This window comes from Streptomyces sp. NPDC039609 (assembly GCF_055596705.1).
Genome location: NZ_JBVIUJ010000009.1, coordinates 51,486 through 67,229 on the forward strand (window position 1 = coordinate 51,486; position 15,744 = coordinate 67,229).

The 15,744-nt window shown below is 71.9% G+C and carries 10 protein-coding genes; 1 reads left to right on the forward strand and 9 read right to left on the reverse strand.

Annotated elements, in window-relative coordinates; all coding sequences use genetic code 11:
• Positions 1-79: 79 nt before the first annotated feature.
• From ispG to ACZ561_RS26260, 9 genes are all read right to left on the reverse strand, one after another.
• A complete protein-coding gene (gene ispG, locus ACZ561_RS26220; RefSeq protein ID WP_329115266.1) occupies positions 80-1,237 on the reverse strand; it encodes a flavodoxin-dependent (E)-4-hydroxy-3-methylbut-2-enyl-diphosphate synthase in 1,158 nt (385 codons plus the stop codon).
• Between the two features lie 102 nt (positions 1,238-1,339).
• Complete coding sequence (locus tag ACZ561_RS26225; RefSeq protein WP_470999402.1) at positions 1,340-2,644, reverse strand: M50 family metallopeptidase; 1,305 nt, start codon at positions 2,642-2,644, stop codon at positions 1,340-1,342.
• A complete protein-coding gene (gene dxr, locus ACZ561_RS26230; RefSeq protein ID WP_470999404.1) occupies positions 2,641-3,900 on the reverse strand; it encodes a 1-deoxy-D-xylulose-5-phosphate reductoisomerase in 1,260 nt (419 codons plus the stop codon). Before dxr ends, ACZ561_RS26225 begins: the two co-directional genes overlap by 4 nt.
• A 73-nt stretch (positions 3,901-3,973) precedes the next feature.
• Positions 3,974-5,221 carry a 3-phosphoshikimate 1-carboxyvinyltransferase gene (aroA, locus tag ACZ561_RS26235; RefSeq protein ID WP_470999406.1) on the reverse strand — a complete coding sequence of 416 codons (1,248 nt, stop codon included), beginning with the start codon at positions 5,219-5,221 and terminating at the stop codon, positions 3,974-3,976.
• An 85-nt stretch (positions 5,222-5,306) separates the two neighbouring features.
• A complete protein-coding gene (locus ACZ561_RS26240; RefSeq protein WP_470999408.1) occupies positions 5,307-7,232 on the reverse strand; it encodes an acyl-CoA dehydrogenase family protein in 1,926 nt (641 codons plus the stop codon).
• A gap of 166 nt (positions 7,233-7,398) precedes the next feature.
• Positions 7,399-8,844 (reverse strand): aldehyde dehydrogenase family protein, encoded by a 1,446-nt coding sequence (locus ACZ561_RS26245; RefSeq protein WP_470999410.1) that lies wholly within the window; start codon positions 8,842-8,844, stop codon positions 7,399-7,401.
• A gap of 159 nt (positions 8,845-9,003) precedes the next feature.
• A complete protein-coding gene (locus ACZ561_RS26250) occupies positions 9,004-9,963 on the reverse strand; it encodes an EamA family transporter (RefSeq protein ID WP_470999412.1) in 960 nt (319 codons plus the stop codon).
• A gap of 100 nt (positions 9,964-10,063) precedes the next feature.
• Complete coding sequence (locus ACZ561_RS26255; RefSeq protein ID WP_470999414.1) at positions 10,064-11,623, reverse strand: PucR family transcriptional regulator; 1,560 nt, start codon at positions 11,621-11,623, stop codon at positions 10,064-10,066.
• An 88-nt stretch (positions 11,624-11,711) separates the two neighbouring features.
• A complete protein-coding gene (locus ACZ561_RS26260; protein WP_470999416.1) occupies positions 11,712-13,907 on the reverse strand; it encodes a type IV secretory system conjugative DNA transfer family protein in 2,196 nt (731 codons plus the stop codon).
• Positions 13,908-14,125: 218 nt separating this feature from the next.
• Between ACZ561_RS26260 and gabT the strand changes: the two genes are divergently transcribed.
• Positions 14,126-15,460: a 4-aminobutyrate--2-oxoglutarate transaminase gene (gene gabT, locus ACZ561_RS26265; protein ID WP_376441731.1), complete on the forward strand. Its 1,335-nt coding sequence runs from the start codon at positions 14,126-14,128 to the stop codon at positions 15,458-15,460.
• Positions 15,461-15,744: the final 284 nt, after the last annotated feature.

A 15,744-nucleotide genomic window follows, 5' to 3' on the forward strand; every position in this document is an offset into this window, starting at 1 on the left:
CGGGCGAGCGCGACGAAGCCCCGTCGGGGCCCGGTTCGACGGGCGGCGCGACGGGGCTTCGTAGGGGTGCTCGGGCCGGTCAGACGCCGATGGCGACCGTCGGCTCGCCGGACATCACGCCGTCCTTCTCCATCTGCTCGGCGATCTTCATCGCCTCTTCGATGAGGGTCTCGACGATCTTCGACTCGGGGACGGTCTTGATGACCTCGCCCTTGACGAAGATCTGGCCCTTGCCGTTGCCGGAGGCGACGCCGAGGTCGGCCTCGCGGGCCTCGCCGGGGCCGTTGACGACGCAGCCCATGACGGCGACGCGCAGCGGGACCTCCATGCCCTCGAGGCCGGCGGTGACCTCTTCGGCGAGCTTGTAGACGTCGACCTGGGCGCGGCCGCAGGACGGGCAGGAGACGATCTCCAGGCGGCGCGGCTTGAGGTTCAGCGACTCCAGGATCTGGTTGCCGACCTTGACCTCCTCGACCGGCGGCGCGGAGAGCGAGACGCGGATGGTGTCGCCGATGCCCTCGGAGAGCAGCGCGCCGAAGGCGACGGCGGACTTGATGGTGCCCTGGAAGGCCGGGCCGGCCTCGGTGACGCCGAGGTGCAGCGGGTAGTCACAGGCCGCGGCCAGCTGGCGGTAGGCGTTGACCATGACGACCGGGTCGTTGTGCTTGACCGAGATCTTGATGTCGCCGAAGCCGTGCTCCTCGAAGAGGGAGGCCTCCCACAGCGCGGACTCGACCAGCGCCTCGGGGGTGGCCTTGCCGTACTTCTTCAGCAGCCGGGCGTCGAGCGAGCCCGCGTTGACGCCGATCCGGATCGGGGTGCCCGCGGCCTTGGCGGCGTGCGCGATCTCCTTGACCTTGTCGTCGAACTGCTTGATGTTGCCGGGGTTGACGCGGACCGCGGCGCAGCCGGCGTCGATGGCGGCGAAGACGTACTTCGGCTGGAAGTGGATGTCCGCGATCACCGGGATCTGCGACTTCTTGGCGATGGTCGCCAGCGCGTCGGCGTCGTCCTGGGTGGGGCACGCGACACGGACGATCTGGCAGCCGGAGGCGGTCAGCTCGGCGATCTGCTGGAGCGTGGCCCCGATGTCGGAGGTCCGGGTCGTCGTCATGGACTGGACAGAGACGGGTGCGTCGCCGCCCACGGCCACCGATCCGACCTGGATCTGGCGGCTCTTGCGCCGCTCGGCGAGCCTGGTCGGAACGGACGGGATACCGAGAGAGATCGCGGTCATCAGCTGTACAACCCCAAGGTGTGGTTCATCGGGCTCAGGTCTTCGAGATTACCGCCCCGGCGGCGGGTGGCCGGACACCCAGGGGGTCCGGCCACCCTCTCGTCACGTCAGCTTCACCGGGTTGACGATGTCCGCGGCGAGGACGAGGAGCGTGAAGCAGACGAACACTCCCGCCACCACATACGCGGCCGGCATCAGCTTGGCGACGTCGAACGGGCCCGGGTCGGGGCGCCGGAAGATCCGCGCGGTGTGGCGGCGTACGGACTCCCACAGGGCGCCCGCGATGTGCCCGCCGTCGAGCGGGAGCAGCGGCAGCATGTTGAACAGGAACAGCGAGACGTTGAACATGACGACCAGCTGCAGGAAGAAGACCAGGATCGTCTGCGGGGGCGCGTCGATGTTCATCAGCTCGCCGCTGATACGGGCGGCGCCGACGACGCCGACCGGGGAGTCGGCCTTGCGTTCCCCGTCGCCGAAGGTGGCGTCCCACAGGTCCGGGATCTTGCCGGGCAGGGCGAGCACGGACTCGGCGCCGGCCTGGAGCTGGTCGGTCATGCGGGAGGCGGACTCGCCGAAGGTGAGCGGGACGACCTCGCGGCCGGACTCGAAGCCCAGGTAGCCGGCGGTGACGTACTGCAGCGGCTGGACGACCTTGCCGTCCGCGTCCTTCTTGAGCACCTTGTTCTCGAGGAGCGTGGCCTTGAGATCCATCTCCTTGCCGTCGCGCTGGACGGTGACGGTGGCGGCCCCGGTGGTGGCGCGGATGCGGTCGGAGAGGGTGTTCCAGTCCGAGACGCGTTCACCGTTGAAGGCGACGATGCGGTCGCCCTCGAGGAGTCCGGCGGCCTTGGCGGGTGACTCGGGGTCGCCGGCCTTGCAGGTGTCGCGCTTCTCGCTCTGGTCGATGACGCAGTTGGTGACGCCGGCGACCTTGGTGGTCTGGGTCTCGAACCCGACGGCCATGGCGCTGCCGAAGAACAGCAGGACGGCGAGGATCAGGTTCATGAACGGGCCGGCGAACATCACGATGACGCGCTTCCACGGCTTGCGCGTGTAGAAGAGCCGCTTCTCGTCGCCGGGCTGGAGCTCCTCGAAGGAGGCCTCGCGGGCGTCCTCGATCATGGAGCGCCAGGGCGAGGTGGAGCGTGCCTCGATACGGCCGTCCCTGCCGGGCGGGAACATCCCGATCATGCGGATGTAGCCGCCGGCCGGGATGGCCTTGATGCCGTACTCCGTCTCGCCCTTCTTCTTCGACCAGATGGTGGGGCCGAAGCCGACCATGTACTGCGGCACGCGGATGCCGAAGAGCTTGGCCGTGGAGAGGTGGCCGAGTTCGTGCCACGCGATGGAGACGAGCAGCCCCACCGCGAACAGCGCGATGCCGAGGAGCGTGAGAAGTACGGTCATGCGCGCGCCTCCGCGGTTGCGTTCGCTGCGAGTTCTGCCAGTTCACGGGCCCGGGCGCGGGCCCAGGTCTCCGCTTCGAGGACGTCCGACACCGTGAGGGAGGTTCCCTGGGTGGGCTTTCCGTGTTCGGTGACGACTGCCGTGACCGTATCCATGATTCCGTTGAACGGCAGCCTGCCTGCGAGAAACGCCTCCACGCACTCCTCGTTGGCGGCGTTGAAGACGGCGGGGGCGGTGCCGCCCAGTTCGCCGACGTGGCGGGCCAGGCCGACGGACGGGAACGCGTCGGTGTCGAGCGGGAAGAACTCCCAGCTGGACGCCTTGGTCCAGTCGAAGGCGGGGGCGGCGTCCGGGACGCGCTCGGGCCAACCGATGCCGAGCGCGATCGGGCCGCGCATGTCGGGCGGCGTGGCCTGGGCGAGGGTGGAGCCGTCGGTGAACTCGACCATCGAGTGGACGTACGACTGGGGGTGGACGACGACCTCGATGCGGTCGAAGGGGATGTCGTAGAGGAGGTGCGCCTCGATGACCTCCAGGCCCTTGTTCACGAGGGTGGCGCTGTTCACCGTGATGACCGGGCCCATGGCCCAGGTGGGGTGGGCGAGCGCGTCCTCGCGGGTGACATGGGCCAGCTCCGCCCGCGTACGGCCGCGGAAGGGGCCGCCGGAGGCGGTGACGACCAGCTTGCGGACGTCGGCGCGGGTGCCGGCGGCGAGCGCCTGGAAGAGGGCGGCGTGCTCGGAGTCGACCGGGATGATCTGGCCGGGCTTGGCGAGCGCCTTGACCAGCGGGCCGCCGACGATCAGCGACTCCTTGTTGGCCAGGGCGAGGGTGCGGCCGGCTTCGAGGGCGGCGAGCGTGGGCGCCAGGCCGATGGATCCGGTGATGCCGTTGAGCACCGTGTGGCAGGGCGAGGCGGCGAGCTGAGTGGCGGCGTCGGCCCCCGCCAGGATCTCGGGCAGGGGCTCGGCGCCGTACAGCTCCTTGAGCGCGTCGCGCAGCTCGGGCACCACGTCCTCACGGGCGACGGCGACCGCGGCGACCTTCAGCCGGTGCGCCTGCTCGGCCAGCAGCCCGACACGGCCGCCGGAGGCGGCGAGGGCGGTGACCCGGAACCGGTCGGGGTTGCGCAGGACCAGGTCGATGGCCTGGGTGCCGATGGATCCCGTGGAGCCGAGGACGACGATGTCCCGGCGGCCTTCGACCGGTGCGAAGACGATGTGCGGGTCGGCGAGAGGAGAGGGGCGGTCGCTCATGCCCCCCATTCTTGCCGCAAAGACTGTGCGGTCTTCACGGGGTGCCTCTCGTGGGTGTCTTCGCCCGGTGTGGTCACTCTGCGGAGGCGGCCGTTCCGAAGGCCTCGCCGAAGACGCGGTGGAAGTCCGGGAAGGTCTTCCGTACGCAGCCGGGGTCGTCGAAGGTGATGCCGGGCGTGCGCAGACCGGTCACCGCGAAGGACATGACGATCCGGTGGTCGCCGTGGGTGGCGATCTCGGCGGGGCCGGCCGGGGTCCCGGGCTGGATCTCGATCCAGTCGTGGCCGGTCGCGACCTCGATGCCGAGGCGGCGGAGGTTCTCGGCGCAGGCGTCGAGGCGGTCGCACTCCTTGACGCGCGTGTTGGCGACGTCCTCGATGCGGACGGGTCCGTCGGCGAAGGGCGCGAGGGCGGCGAGGGTCGGCATGGTGTCGGAGATGTCGCGCATGTTCACGGTGAGGCCGCGCAGCGTTCCCGTGCCGCGGACGGTGGTGGCCGTGTCGGTGATCTCCACGTCCGCGCCCATGCGGCGCAGGACGTCGACGAAGCCGAGGTCGCCCTGGAGGGCGCCGGTGCCGAGGCCGGGGACGGTGACGGTGCGGCCGGGGTGGAGAGCGGCGGCGGCGAAGAAGTAGGAGGAGGTGGAGGCGTCGGGCTCGACGGGGTAGGTGGCCGCCTTGTAGCCGGTGGGGGCGACGGTGTAGGTGCGGTCCTGCCGGGTCACCTCGGCGCCGAAGGCGCGCATCATCGCGAGGGTGATCTCGACGTACGGCTCCGAGACCAGGTCGGTGACGGTGATCGCGAGGCCCTCGGCGGTCAGCGGGCCGAGCATGAGGAGGGCGGTCAGGTACTGGGAGGACTGGCCGGCGTCGAGGGTGAGCGCGCCGCCCTTGATGCCCCGGGCGGCGACGGTGAGCGGGTGGTGGCCCTCGTTCTCCTCGTGGCGGAGGTCGACGCCGAGGGTGCGCAGGGCGGTGGAGAGGGGGCCGAGGGGGCGGCGGCGCATCTGGGGCGAGGCGTCGAAGCGGAAGGTGCCGTGGCCGGCGGCGGCGAGGGTGGGGAGGAAGCGGGCGGTGGTCGCGCCGTCGCGGCAGTACACGTCGGCGGCGCCGACGGCGGGCCCGGCGGGCCGGCCCTCGATGTGCCAGGCCCCCGGCTCCTGCCGGACCTCGTATCCGAGGGTCTTCAGCCCTTCGGCGAAGCCCTCGGTGTCGTCGGAGAGGAGCGGCCGGAGGAGGGTGGTGGTCCCGTCGGCGGCGGCGGCGAGGAAGAGCGCGCGGGCGGTGACGGACTTGGAACCGGGAATCTCTATGACGGTCACGGGACCATCCTGCCGTGGCTTCCGCCGTCGTGGGCCATCGTTCCGCAGGACGGGACACCTGCGGCGCGATGGCCCACGCCTCCGGTCAGGGGATCTTGCGGTGGACGTTCTCCTCCGTCGAGGCGCCCGGTGTCGCGTCCGCGATCCAGGGGCCGTCGTCGCTCGGGTCGACCACCCCGGCTTCCAGCCACTCGTAGCGTCCGGCGAGGACCCCGTCCACGACCCGGCGGTCCAGGTCGTCCGTGTTGGACCAGAGGCGGCCGAAGAGCTCCTCCACCCGCAGCCGGGACTGGCGGCAGAACGCGTCGGCGAGCGCGTACGCCTCCTTGCCGTGGTCGTCGGTGGACCGCAGCAGTTCCGCCCGTACGCACGCCGCGCTCATCGCGAAGAGCTCCGCGCCGATGTCGACGATCCGCCCGAGGAAGGCCTGCTTCAGCTCCATCCGGCCCTGCCATCGCGACATCGCGTAGAAGGTGGACCGGGCGAGCTTCCGCGACGTCCGCTCCACGTACCGCAGATGGGTGGCGAGGGCGCCGAACTCCCGGTACGCGCCCGGTACCTGCCCCTGCCCGGTGACGAGCTTCGGCAGCCAGCGGGCGTAGAAGCCGCCGGCCCGCGCCCCCGCCTTCGCCTTGTCGCCCAGCGACTTCTCGGGGTCGATGATGTCGCCGGCGACGGCCAGATGCGCGTCGACGGCCTCGCGGGCGATGAGCAGGTGCATGATCTCTGTCGAGCCCTCGAAGATCCGGTTGATCCGCAGATCGCGGAGCAACTGCTCCGCCGGTACGGCCCGTTCCCCGCGCGCCGCCAGCGAGTCGGCGGTCTCGTATCCGCGTCCGCCGCGGATCTGGACCAGTTCGTCGGCGATGAGGCAGCCCATCTCGGAGCCGTAGAGCTTGGCGAGCGCCGCCTCGATGCGGATGTCGTTGCGGTCCTCGTCGGCCATCTGCGAGGAGAGGTCGACGACCGCCTCCAGGGCGAACGTGGTCGCCGCGATGAAGGAGATCTTCGTGCCGACCGCCTCGTGGCGTGCGACCGGCTTGCCCCACTGTTCTCGTACTGTCGCCCATTCGCGGGCGATCTTCAGCGCCCACTTGCCGGCGCCGACGCACATCGCGGGGAGCGAGAGCCGGCCGGTGTTGAGCGTCGTCAGCGCGATCTTGAGGCCGGCGCCCTCCGGGCCGATGCGGTTCTCGGCGGGGACCCGGACGCCGTGGAAGCGGGTGACGCCGTTCTCGAGCCCTCGCAGGCCCATGAAGGCGTTGCGGTGCTCGACGGTGATGCCGGGCGAGTCCGCCTCGACGACGAAGGCGGTGATGCCGCCCCGGTGGCCCGGCGAGGCGGGGACGCGCGCCATGACGACGAGCAGATCGGCGACGACCCCGTTGGTCGTCCAGAGCTTCACCCCGTCGATGACATAGGCGTCGTCGCCGTCCGGTACCGCCGTGGTGGCGAGCCGGGCCGGGTCGGAGCCCACGTCGGGTTCGGTGAGCAGGAAGGCCGAGATGTCGGTGGAGGCGAGGCGGGGGAGATAGGTGTCGCGCTGTTCCTGGGTGCCGAAGATCTTCAGCGGCTGGGGAACGCCGATGGACTGATGGGCCGAGAGCAGTGCGCCGATCGCGGGGCTCGCGGACCCGACCAGGGCGAGGGCGCGGTTGTAGTAGACCTGGGTGAGGCCGAGCCCGCCGTACTTCGGGTCGATCTTCATCCCGAGCGCGCCGAGTTCCTTGAGGCCGGTGACGACCTCGTCGGGGATGCGGGCCTCGCGCTCGATGAGCCGGCCGTCGATGTGTGTCTCGCAGAAGGTGCGCAGCTTGGCGAGGAAGGCCTCGCCGCGCCGGACGTCCTCCTGGGACGGGAGGGGATGGGGGTGGATGAGGTCGAGTCGGAAGCGGCCGAGGAAGAGTTCCTTGGCAAAGCTGGGTTTGCGCCAGTCCTGCTCGCGCGCTGCCTCGGCGACCTGCCGGGCCTCGCGTTCGGTGACCTTGGGTCGCTGGGTGGGTGCGGACATGAGGAGCTCACCTCGCCGCTCGTAGGGGGCCATGTGGCTACTCGTCCGTAGTACCCGATTTCCGGGCGCACCGATAGACGAGAAGACGGCCGGAGCCCCCGCACAGTGGGCTCCGGCCGTCGGTCTCAGGGATCCGTACGACTTCGCACGGACTACTGAATACGGGTTACAGCGCGAGGCCCGTGAGGACCAGGACCCGCTCGTAGGTGTAGTCGTCCATGGCGTACTTGACGCCCTCGCGGCCGACGCCGGACTTCTTGGCGCCGCCGTACGGCATCTGGTCGGCGCGGTAGGACGGGACGTCGCCGATGATCACGCCGCCGACCTCGAGCGCGCGGTGGGCGCGGAAGGCGGTCTGGAGGTCGTGGGTGAAGACGCCGGCCTGGAGGCCGAAGTCCGAGTCGTTGACGGCGGCGAAGGCCTCGGCCTCGCCGTCGACCCTGGCGATGGTGAGGACCGGGCCGAAGACCTCGGCGCGGGCCAGGGTGACGTCGCCCGGGAGGTCGGTGAGGACGGTCGGGGCGTAGGTCGCGCCCTCGCGCTTGCCGCCCGCGAGCAGCTTCGCGCCCGCCGCGACGGCCTCGTCCACCCAGGCCTCGACACGCTTGGCGGCGTTCTCGTCGACGAGCGGGCCGACGTCGGTGGCGTCGTCCGCCGGGTCACCGGAGACCTGCGCCTCGACGGCGGCGACGACCTTGGGGACGAGCCGGTCGTAGACCGAGGCGTCGGCGATCACGCGCTGCACGGAGATGCAGGACTGGCCGCCCTGGTAGTTGGAGAAGGTGGCGATACGGCTCGCCGCCCAGTCCAGGTCCTGCTCGGACGCCCAGTCGCCGAGGACGACGGCGGCGGCGTTGCCGCCGAGCTCCAGGGTGCAGTGCTTGTGCGGCACGGACTCCTGGATGGCGTAGCCGACCTTGTCGGAGCCGGTGAAGGAGATGACCGGGAGGCGCTCGTCCTTCACGAGGGCGGGCATCCGGTCGTTCGGCACGGTCAGGACGGACCAGGAGCCGGCCGGCAGGTCGGTCTCGGCCAGCAGCTCGCCCAGGATCAGGGACGAGATCGGGGTGGCCGGGGCCGGCTTGAGGATGATCGGGGCACCGACGGCGATGGCCGGGGCGACCTTGTGGGCGCTGAGGTTCAGCGGGAAGTTGAACGGAGCGATGCCGAGGACGACGCCCTTGGGGATACGGCGGGTGATGGCCAGCCGGCCGACGCCACCGGCCTCGGTGTCGAGACGCTGGGCCTCGCCGCCGTTGAAGCGGCGGGCTTCCTCGGCGGCGAAGCGGAATACGGAGACGGCGCGGCCGACCTCGCCGCGGGCCCACTTGATGGGCTTGCCGTTCTCGGCGGAGATCACCTGGGCGATCTCCTCGGTGCGCTCGGCGAGGCGCTTCGACACGTGGTCGAGGGCGGCGGCGCGGACGTGCGCCGGCGTCGCGGCGAACTCGTCGACCACGGCGTGCGCGGCGGCGACGGCTTCCTCGACCTGGGCTTCGGTGGGCACGCTGACCTTGCCGACCAGACGTCCGTCGAAGGAGTTCGTGACGTCGAAGGTGGCCTCGCCGGTGGCCTCGCGGCCGGCGAGCCAGAAGGCGTGGGTGGTCGTCATTGCGTCCCGGCCCTTTCCGTATCGGGGGTGCGAGCGATCGCTCTCGTGCCACGTTAGGGCGAAGCGGGCGCAATGGCGCTTGTCCGCCGTGGAGTGGTGCACGGGGGCTCCTGTCCGCTTTGGCGGAAGGAGACCCCGAACCTCATCCGAGCGCGATGATCATGCCCGTCGTTCCGTCGAGACGATCAGACAGACCCCGCCGACGACGATCGCGCCGCCGAGCGCGATGGGCCAGGTCAGGGCCTCACCGAGGACGAGGGCACCCAGGAGCACGGCGACGACCGGGTTGACGTAGGCATAGGTGGCGACCAGGGAGAGCGGAGCGGTCTGGAGGAGCCAGGCGTACGCGGTGAAAGCGATCAGCGAGCCGAAGACGACGAGGTAGCCGAGGGCGATCCAGGAGCGGGTGGAGACGTCGGCGAGGTCGAAGCCGTGGTGCTCGCCGCGGACCAGGGCGACGCCGAGGCCCCCGAGCCCACCGGCGAGCATCTCGTACGCGCTGGCGGTGAACGGGTTGGCGGGCATCGGAAGCCGGCCGGAGGAGAACGATCCGACGGACCACAGGAGCGCGGCGACGACGACGAGGACCACGCCTCCGATCCTGACCTCGCCACTGAGACCGGGGAGGGTCAGGACGCCGAGGCCGACCAGGCCGAGGGCGACGCCGGCGAAGGCGCCGCGGCCCGGACGCTCGCCGGCGACGGCACGCAGGACGACCACCCAGGCGGGCACGCTCGCGACGAGGAGCGCGGCGAGGCCGGAGGGGATGTCGGTCTCGGCGAGGACGACGAGCGCGTTGCCGCCGACGAGCAGCAGCACGCCGACCACCACGGCGGAGCCGAGTTGGCGCGGGGTCACCTTCAGCGCGGCCGGGCCCTGACGCCAGGCGATGAGCGCGGCGAGCAGCAGGCCGGCGACGACGTAACGCATCCCCGCGGAGAGGAACGGCGGCATCGTCTCGACGACGATCCGGATCCCGAGGTAGGTGGACCCCCAGACGACGTACACGATCCCGAGCGCGAGCCAGACGGCGCCGGAGATGCGGCGGGGAGCGCGTCCGGGGGCGGCGGGGGTGGAGGTGCGTTCCTCGGAGGCGGGATCGACCGCGGGGCTTGTCATGCCCAGGAGAGTAAGGAGTTTTCAGGCGAATGATCAATGATCCTGCCCGCGATCGGGCAGGAATGGCGCCGTCGAGGCGGTGCGGCAGGTGAAATGGGCCCTACCGCTCCTCCGCGTCCGCCCCCGTCGCCTTCAGCGCCAGCCACAGCTCCATCCGTACGTCCGGGTCGTCGAGGGAGCGGCCCAGGATCTCCTCCACCCGGCGCATCCGGTAGCGGAGGGTGTGGCGGTGGACGCCCAGGTCGGCCGCCGCCGCGTCCCACTGGCCGTGGCGGGAGAGCCAGGCCCGCAGCGAGGCGACCAGGTCGCCCCGGCCCGTCGCGTCGTGCTCGTACAGGGCGCGGAGCATCCCGTCGGCGAAGGCGCGGACCGCGTCGTCGGCCAGCAGCGGCAGGACCGATCCCGCCGCCAGGTCCTCGTGCTCGACCAGCGCCCGGCCGCGCCGCCGCGCCACCGACAGCGCCTGCTCGGCCTGCTTGTACGCGGCCGCCGCCGCGATCGGCCCGGCCGGGGCCGAGAGGCCGACGACGACACCGGTCTCCTCCGCGTCCCGCTCCGCATAGCTCTCGCAGGCCGTGACGACCGCCCCGCCGTCCCCGGCCAGGACCAGGAGCCGCTCCTCGCCCTCCGGAACGGTCAGGACCGTCTCGCCCGCCCGGGCGGCGGCGGACTCCAGCTCCTCCGCGAGGACCGGAAGGGGCGGTTCGCCCTCCCGCTCCCCCGCCACCGTTTCGGCGATCAGCAGCCGGAAGGGCGCGTCGAGGAGTCCGCCGTACAGGTCGCCGGCCACCGCCCGGGCGTGGTCGGGCTGGCCGGACAGCATCATCCGCAGCACCGCCGCGCCCAGCCGCGCCTCGGCCGCCTGGAGCGAGCGCGAGCGCTCCGTGGTGAGGGTCAGCAGGGCGATCGCGGAGTGCACGGCGTACCGTTCCGCCGTGCCGAGCGGGGCGCCGGTGCCGACCGCGAGGGCACCCCTGACCCGCCGTCCGGTTCCCAGCGACTGGAGCTCCACCCGGTCGTCCGTGCCTCCGACGACCGCGCTCGCGGGCGCGGGCCGCTCCCGGAGCCGTTCGACGTCGGGCGTGAGCCGGGCGGCGCGGCGCGTCGCCCACTCGGGCGACACGGACAGGACGGTGCCGGAGGTGTCGTACAGCGCCGCCCATCCGTCGACATGGGCCGCGAGCCGCGCGATCACCGCGTCCGGCCCCTCGGCGAGCGCGGCGCGGGTCAGCTCCCGCTGGGCCTCGAAACCGGCCGTGACGGCCCGGTACTGATCGGCCGCGATCGCCGCCGAGACGGCCTTGCTGATCGCGAGGAACGGTGTGCGCCTCGGTACTTCGAGGAGCGGGAGCCCCTCGGCCCCCGCCGCGTCCACGAGGGGCTGCGGGATGTTGTCGTAGTTGACGCCGACGGCGAATCCGAGCCCCACGACGCCCGCGGCGAGCAGCCGCCGGACGTAGCGGTGCATCGCCTCGGAGTCCTCGGCGTCCAGGGTGAGCGCCGTGGTGAGCAGCAGCTCGCCGCCCTCCATGTACGGGACGGGGTCGGCGAGCTCGCTGACGTGGGCCCAGCGCACGGGGGTGTCGAGGCGGTCCTCGCCGGCACGGACGGTGAGCTTGAGCGCCGAGTGCTGGACGAGTGAGGCGAGGGTGGGCGGCATTGGGGACCGTCGGACCTTTGGGGAGGGGGCGCCGCTCAGCCGAGCGGCGCCCTCGATTGTGCCAGGGCCCGCCGATGGCCGCTCCGGCTCAGCTGCGGAGGTCCACGAGCAGGGGCGGCGTGTGCTCGCCCCGCACATGGGTGAGGGACAGGACGGCGTGCCCGGCGGGGACGGCATGGGCGAGGTCGGAGGCCGACCAGCGCTCGCGCTCCACCTCCCGTACGGTCACGGCCTCCGCCGTCGCCGCCTTGCCGGTCACGAGGCGTCGCATGAAGTGCAGGGCCTTGGTGAGGGGCTCGTCGGAGATGATCTGCCGGTTGGTGACGTCGCGGGTCTGCACCCATTCGGTGCCCCAGGTCTCGGCGAACCGTCCACCGTCCCAGGGAGCGATCCCGGCGAACGCCATCCGGCAGCCGACCGCCCCGAGCAGCGGCCCCCGCAGCGCCTCGGGCACGTCCTCCAGGCTGCGCAGCGCGAGGACGACGCCGGCGTTGGCGGAGCGGAGCCGCTGGATGGCGCGTACGGAGTCGGCGGTGACGGTGTACGTGGCGTCGTCGAGGACCAGGCAGGCGAAGAGGGAGCGGTCGCGGCGGGCGAGGGCGGCCTCGGCGAACTGGGCGAGCAGCAGCCGGGAGACGATCCGGGAGGCTTCGGCGTGGCCGCGTTCGGGGAGGTCGACGCGGACGCGGAGCGGGTGCTCGACGGCGCGGAGGGAGAACTGCGGCGCTTCGTCCTGGCGGTCCGTGCGGAAGAAGCGGGCGAAGGCGGGGCGGTCGAGGAAGGCGATGCGTTCGGCGAGGAGGACGCCGACGTCGTCGCCGCGATCGGCCTGGCGCTGCCGGGCATCGAGCTCGCGCAGCTGGGCGGGGTCGCCGGCGACGGCTTCGCGAAGCGCGGCGAACGCCTCGGGCGTCCCGCCGAGCAGCTCGCGCAGCTCGGGCACGCCGGGGAAGCGCCCGTGCGCGGCCCGGAACGGCCCGATGAGCTGCGCGAGCGCGGTCGCGGCCCGCCGGCTGTCGGCGAGGAGGTCCCCGACGAGCGCCTCGGCGAGGATCCGCGCGGCCTCGTCGGGGTCGTCGGCGCCGCCGTACAGGTCGAGGTCGTGGGTGGACTCGGCGCGCCCGACGGAGACGACGACGTCGAAGCCCTCGTCGGGGCCGAGCGCGGCGCCGTGGGAGGTGACGGCGACGACCGCGGCGCGGTTGGCGAGCGCCTGCAGACAGAGCGACTCGACGACGGGCCGCACCACCCGCACGGTCTTCCCGGCCCCCGCGGGCCCGACGGCGACCAACGAGGTCCCGAGCAGCCCGGGGTCGAGGGCGACGCCGGTGGTGCGGCGGGGGTAGGGGTTGCGTTCGCCCGGATGTACGGTGCCGATTTTCACCTGGTGCGCGTAGAGGTCGTGCCGTGCCGACCGCATGGGCAGGTCTCGGACGCCGGACGGATGCGCGAAGGCGGCCGCGCCCTGCCGGAGCACGGCGTCGACGAAGGGGCCGAGGCGGGAGGGGTTGACCTGGACCGTGTGCCAGGCGCGCACGATCCTGGCGTAGTCGACGTCGCCCATCCGGCCCGACCGTGCTTCCTCGGCCAGCCGGTCGGCGGCCGCAGCCTGCCCGGCGGCGCGCAGTTGCGGCCACTGCGCGGGGTCCTCGGGGGAGCCTTCCAGGACGGGGCGCGGGGGCTTGGGGCCCGCGTCGGCGCGGCGTACACCGAAGAGCGGCAGCAGATACCGGCGGCCCACCTCGCCCCAGCGGCCGACGCGGTAGAAGAAGGCGACCAGGCCGACCAGCAGGGCGATGTCGATGATGCCGCCGATGATCCCCTTGATCACCGCGTCGTCGCTGAGCTTCACCAGGGCGCTGGTCCAGTACAGCGGGTCCAGCCAATAAGGGATGTAGTAGTTGGCGTGCAGCGACCACAGCAGGAGACCGGCAAGGAAGGAGATCAATGCCCCGCTCAGGAGCTGCCGCCCGGGCACTTCGTCTGGCGCTTCGGCCGGGCGTGGCACGTGCCCGTAGCGCCAGACGCCGGGCTCGGCCTCGGGGCGCGGCACGCGCAGCCAAGTGCCCAGGGATGTTCCGTGCGTGGGGGCGGGCGCGTGGGCGGGCGCCGGCGGGACTCCAGGTCCCTGAGGCGGCCGTGGTGCATGGCGGCCGGTCGGCTCCGGAACCTGCCCGGTCGGTGGTACGACCGGCTGTGGAGCCGTGGGCGGAGCCGGCGGCGCCGGACGGGGCACGCCGCTCCCCCGCGTGTCGCGTGACTCGTACGTGCCTTCGGTCTCCATGAAACCCCTGCCCCCTGACCAGCCAGGTCGCCGCATCTGTGCCACCGTCAATCTAGTGGGCCCGGGACGCCCCGGAGTGGTTTCACGGCCGCCATGTCCACCACGGACAACGACACACCCCCCAACACTCCCGATCGGCGCATGCCCACGCCCCTCCCCCGCGCCTAGCCTGCGGAAGAAACCCACAAGTGCGTCCAGAACACCCCCAGGAGCCCCGCATGAACGCTGTCCCGCAGGAGCGGCGCGTCGTCACCGCCATCCCCGGTCCGAAGTCGCAGGAGCTGCAGGCCCGCCGCCTCGACGCCGTGGCCGGCGGCGTGGGCTCCGTGCTGCCCGTCTTCACCGCGAAGGCCGGCGGCGGCATCATCGAGGACGTCGACGGCAACCGTCTGATCGACTTCGGCTCCGGCATCGCCGTGACCTCCGTCGGCGCCTCCGCCGAGGCCGTCGTCCGCCGCGCCGCCGCGCAGCTCGCCGACTTCACGCACACCTGTTTCATGGTGACGCCGTACGAGGGCTACGTCGAGGTCTGCGAGGCGCTCTCCGAGCTGACCCCGGGCGACCACGCCAAGAAGTCCGCGCTGTTCAACTCGGGCGCCGAGGCCGTCGAGAACGCCGTCAAGATCGCCCGTTCGTACACCAAGCGCCAGGCCGTCGTCGTCTTCGACCACGGCTACCACGGCCGTACGAACCTGACGATGGCGCTGACCTCGAAGAACATGCCGTACAAGCAGGGCTTCGGCCCGTTCGCGCCCGAGGTCTACCGCGTGCCGGTCGCCTACGGCTACCGCTGGCCCACCGGTGCCGAGAACTGCGGCCCCGAGGCCGCCGCCCAGGCGATCGACCAGATCTCCAAGCAGATCGGCGCCGAGAACGTCGCCGCGATCATCATCGAGCCGGTCCTCGGCGAGGGCGGCTTCATCGAGCCGGCCAAGGGCTTCCTGCCGGCGATCGTGAAGTTCGCCAACGACAACGGCATCGTCTTCGTCGCCGACGAGATCCAGTCCGGCTTCTGCCGCACCGGCCAGTGGTTCGCCTGCGAGGACGAGGGCATCGTCCCGGACCTGATCACCACCGCCAAGGGCATCGCGGGCGGTCTGCCGCTCGCCGCCGTCACCGGCCGCGCCGAGATCATGGACTCCGTCCACGGCGGCGGCCTCGGCGGCACCTACGGCGGCAACCCGGTCGCCTGCGCCGGTGCGCTCGGCTCCATCGAGACCATGAAGGAGCTCGACCTCAACGCCAAGGCGAAGAAGATCGAGTCGCTCATGAAGGCCCGCCTGGCCGCCATGCAGGAGAAGTACGAGATCATCGGCGACATCCGCGGCCGCGGCGCCATGATCGCGATCGAGCTGGTCAAGGACCCGGCGACCAAGGAGCCGAACCCGGAGGCCGCGGGCGCGCTGGCGAAGGCCTGCCACGCCGAGGGCGTGATGGTCCTGACCTGTGGCACCTACGGAAACGTGCTGCGTTTCCTGCCGCCGCTGGTGATCGGCGAGGACCTGCTGAACGAGGGTCTCGACGTCATCGAGAGCGCGTTCGGCCAGATCTGACGCCTCTTCGGCACAGGTGTGAAGAAGCTGTGGGGGGCCGATGGCGGGATGGAGTTCCGGCTGTCGGTCCCCCTTTCTCTGCCGTACGGTTTCTGCAGATGAGAGAAACACCCCGCTCACAGGAGACTGCGGGCGACAACAGGGCGGAGCCTCCCCAGCCCCGCCTTGATCGTGCCTTCGCGCACACCACTGGAGCCTCCGGCTCCGGAACTCCTCACCGATCGGATGGCCGCCCGCCCCACACCCCCCGGGGCGCGCGGTGGCCCGATCAAGTCGGCCTCCCC

What these genes read in the sequence shown, in the direction of transcription:
- ACZ561_RS26245 (WP_470999410.1), bottom strand. Translation starts at nt 8,844, where the DNA reads ATGACGACCACCCACGCCTTCTGGCTCGCCGGCCGCGAGGCCACCGGC.
- ACZ561_RS26255 (WP_470999414.1), bottom strand. Translation starts at nt 11,623, where the DNA reads ATGCCGCCCACCCTCGCCTCACTCGTCCAGCACTCGGCGCTCAAGCTC.
- ispG (WP_329115266.1), bottom strand. Translation starts at nt 1,237, where the DNA reads ATGACCGCGATCTCTCTCGGTATCCCGTCCGTTCCGACCAGGCTCGCC.
- ACZ561_RS26250 (WP_470999412.1), bottom strand. Translation starts at nt 9,963, where the DNA reads ATGACAAGCCCCGCGGTCGATCCCGCCTCCGAGGAACGCACCTCCACC.
- ACZ561_RS26240 (WP_470999408.1), bottom strand. Translation starts at nt 7,232, where the DNA reads ATGTCCGCACCCACCCAGCGACCCAAGGTCACCGAACGCGAGGCCCGG.
- gabT (WP_376441731.1), top strand. Translation starts at nt 14,126, where the DNA reads ATGAACGCTGTCCCGCAGGAGCGGCGCGTCGTCACCGCCATCCCCGGT.
- ACZ561_RS26225 (WP_470999402.1), bottom strand. Translation starts at nt 2,644, where the DNA reads ATGACCGTACTTCTCACGCTCCTCGGCATCGCGCTGTTCGCGGTGGGG.
- ACZ561_RS26260 (WP_470999416.1), bottom strand. Translation starts at nt 13,907, where the DNA reads ATGGAGACCGAAGGCACGTACGAGTCACGCGACACGCGGGGGAGCGGC.
- dxr (WP_470999404.1), bottom strand. Translation starts at nt 3,900, where the DNA reads ATGAGCGACCGCCCCTCTCCTCTCGCCGACCCGCACATCGTCTTCGCA.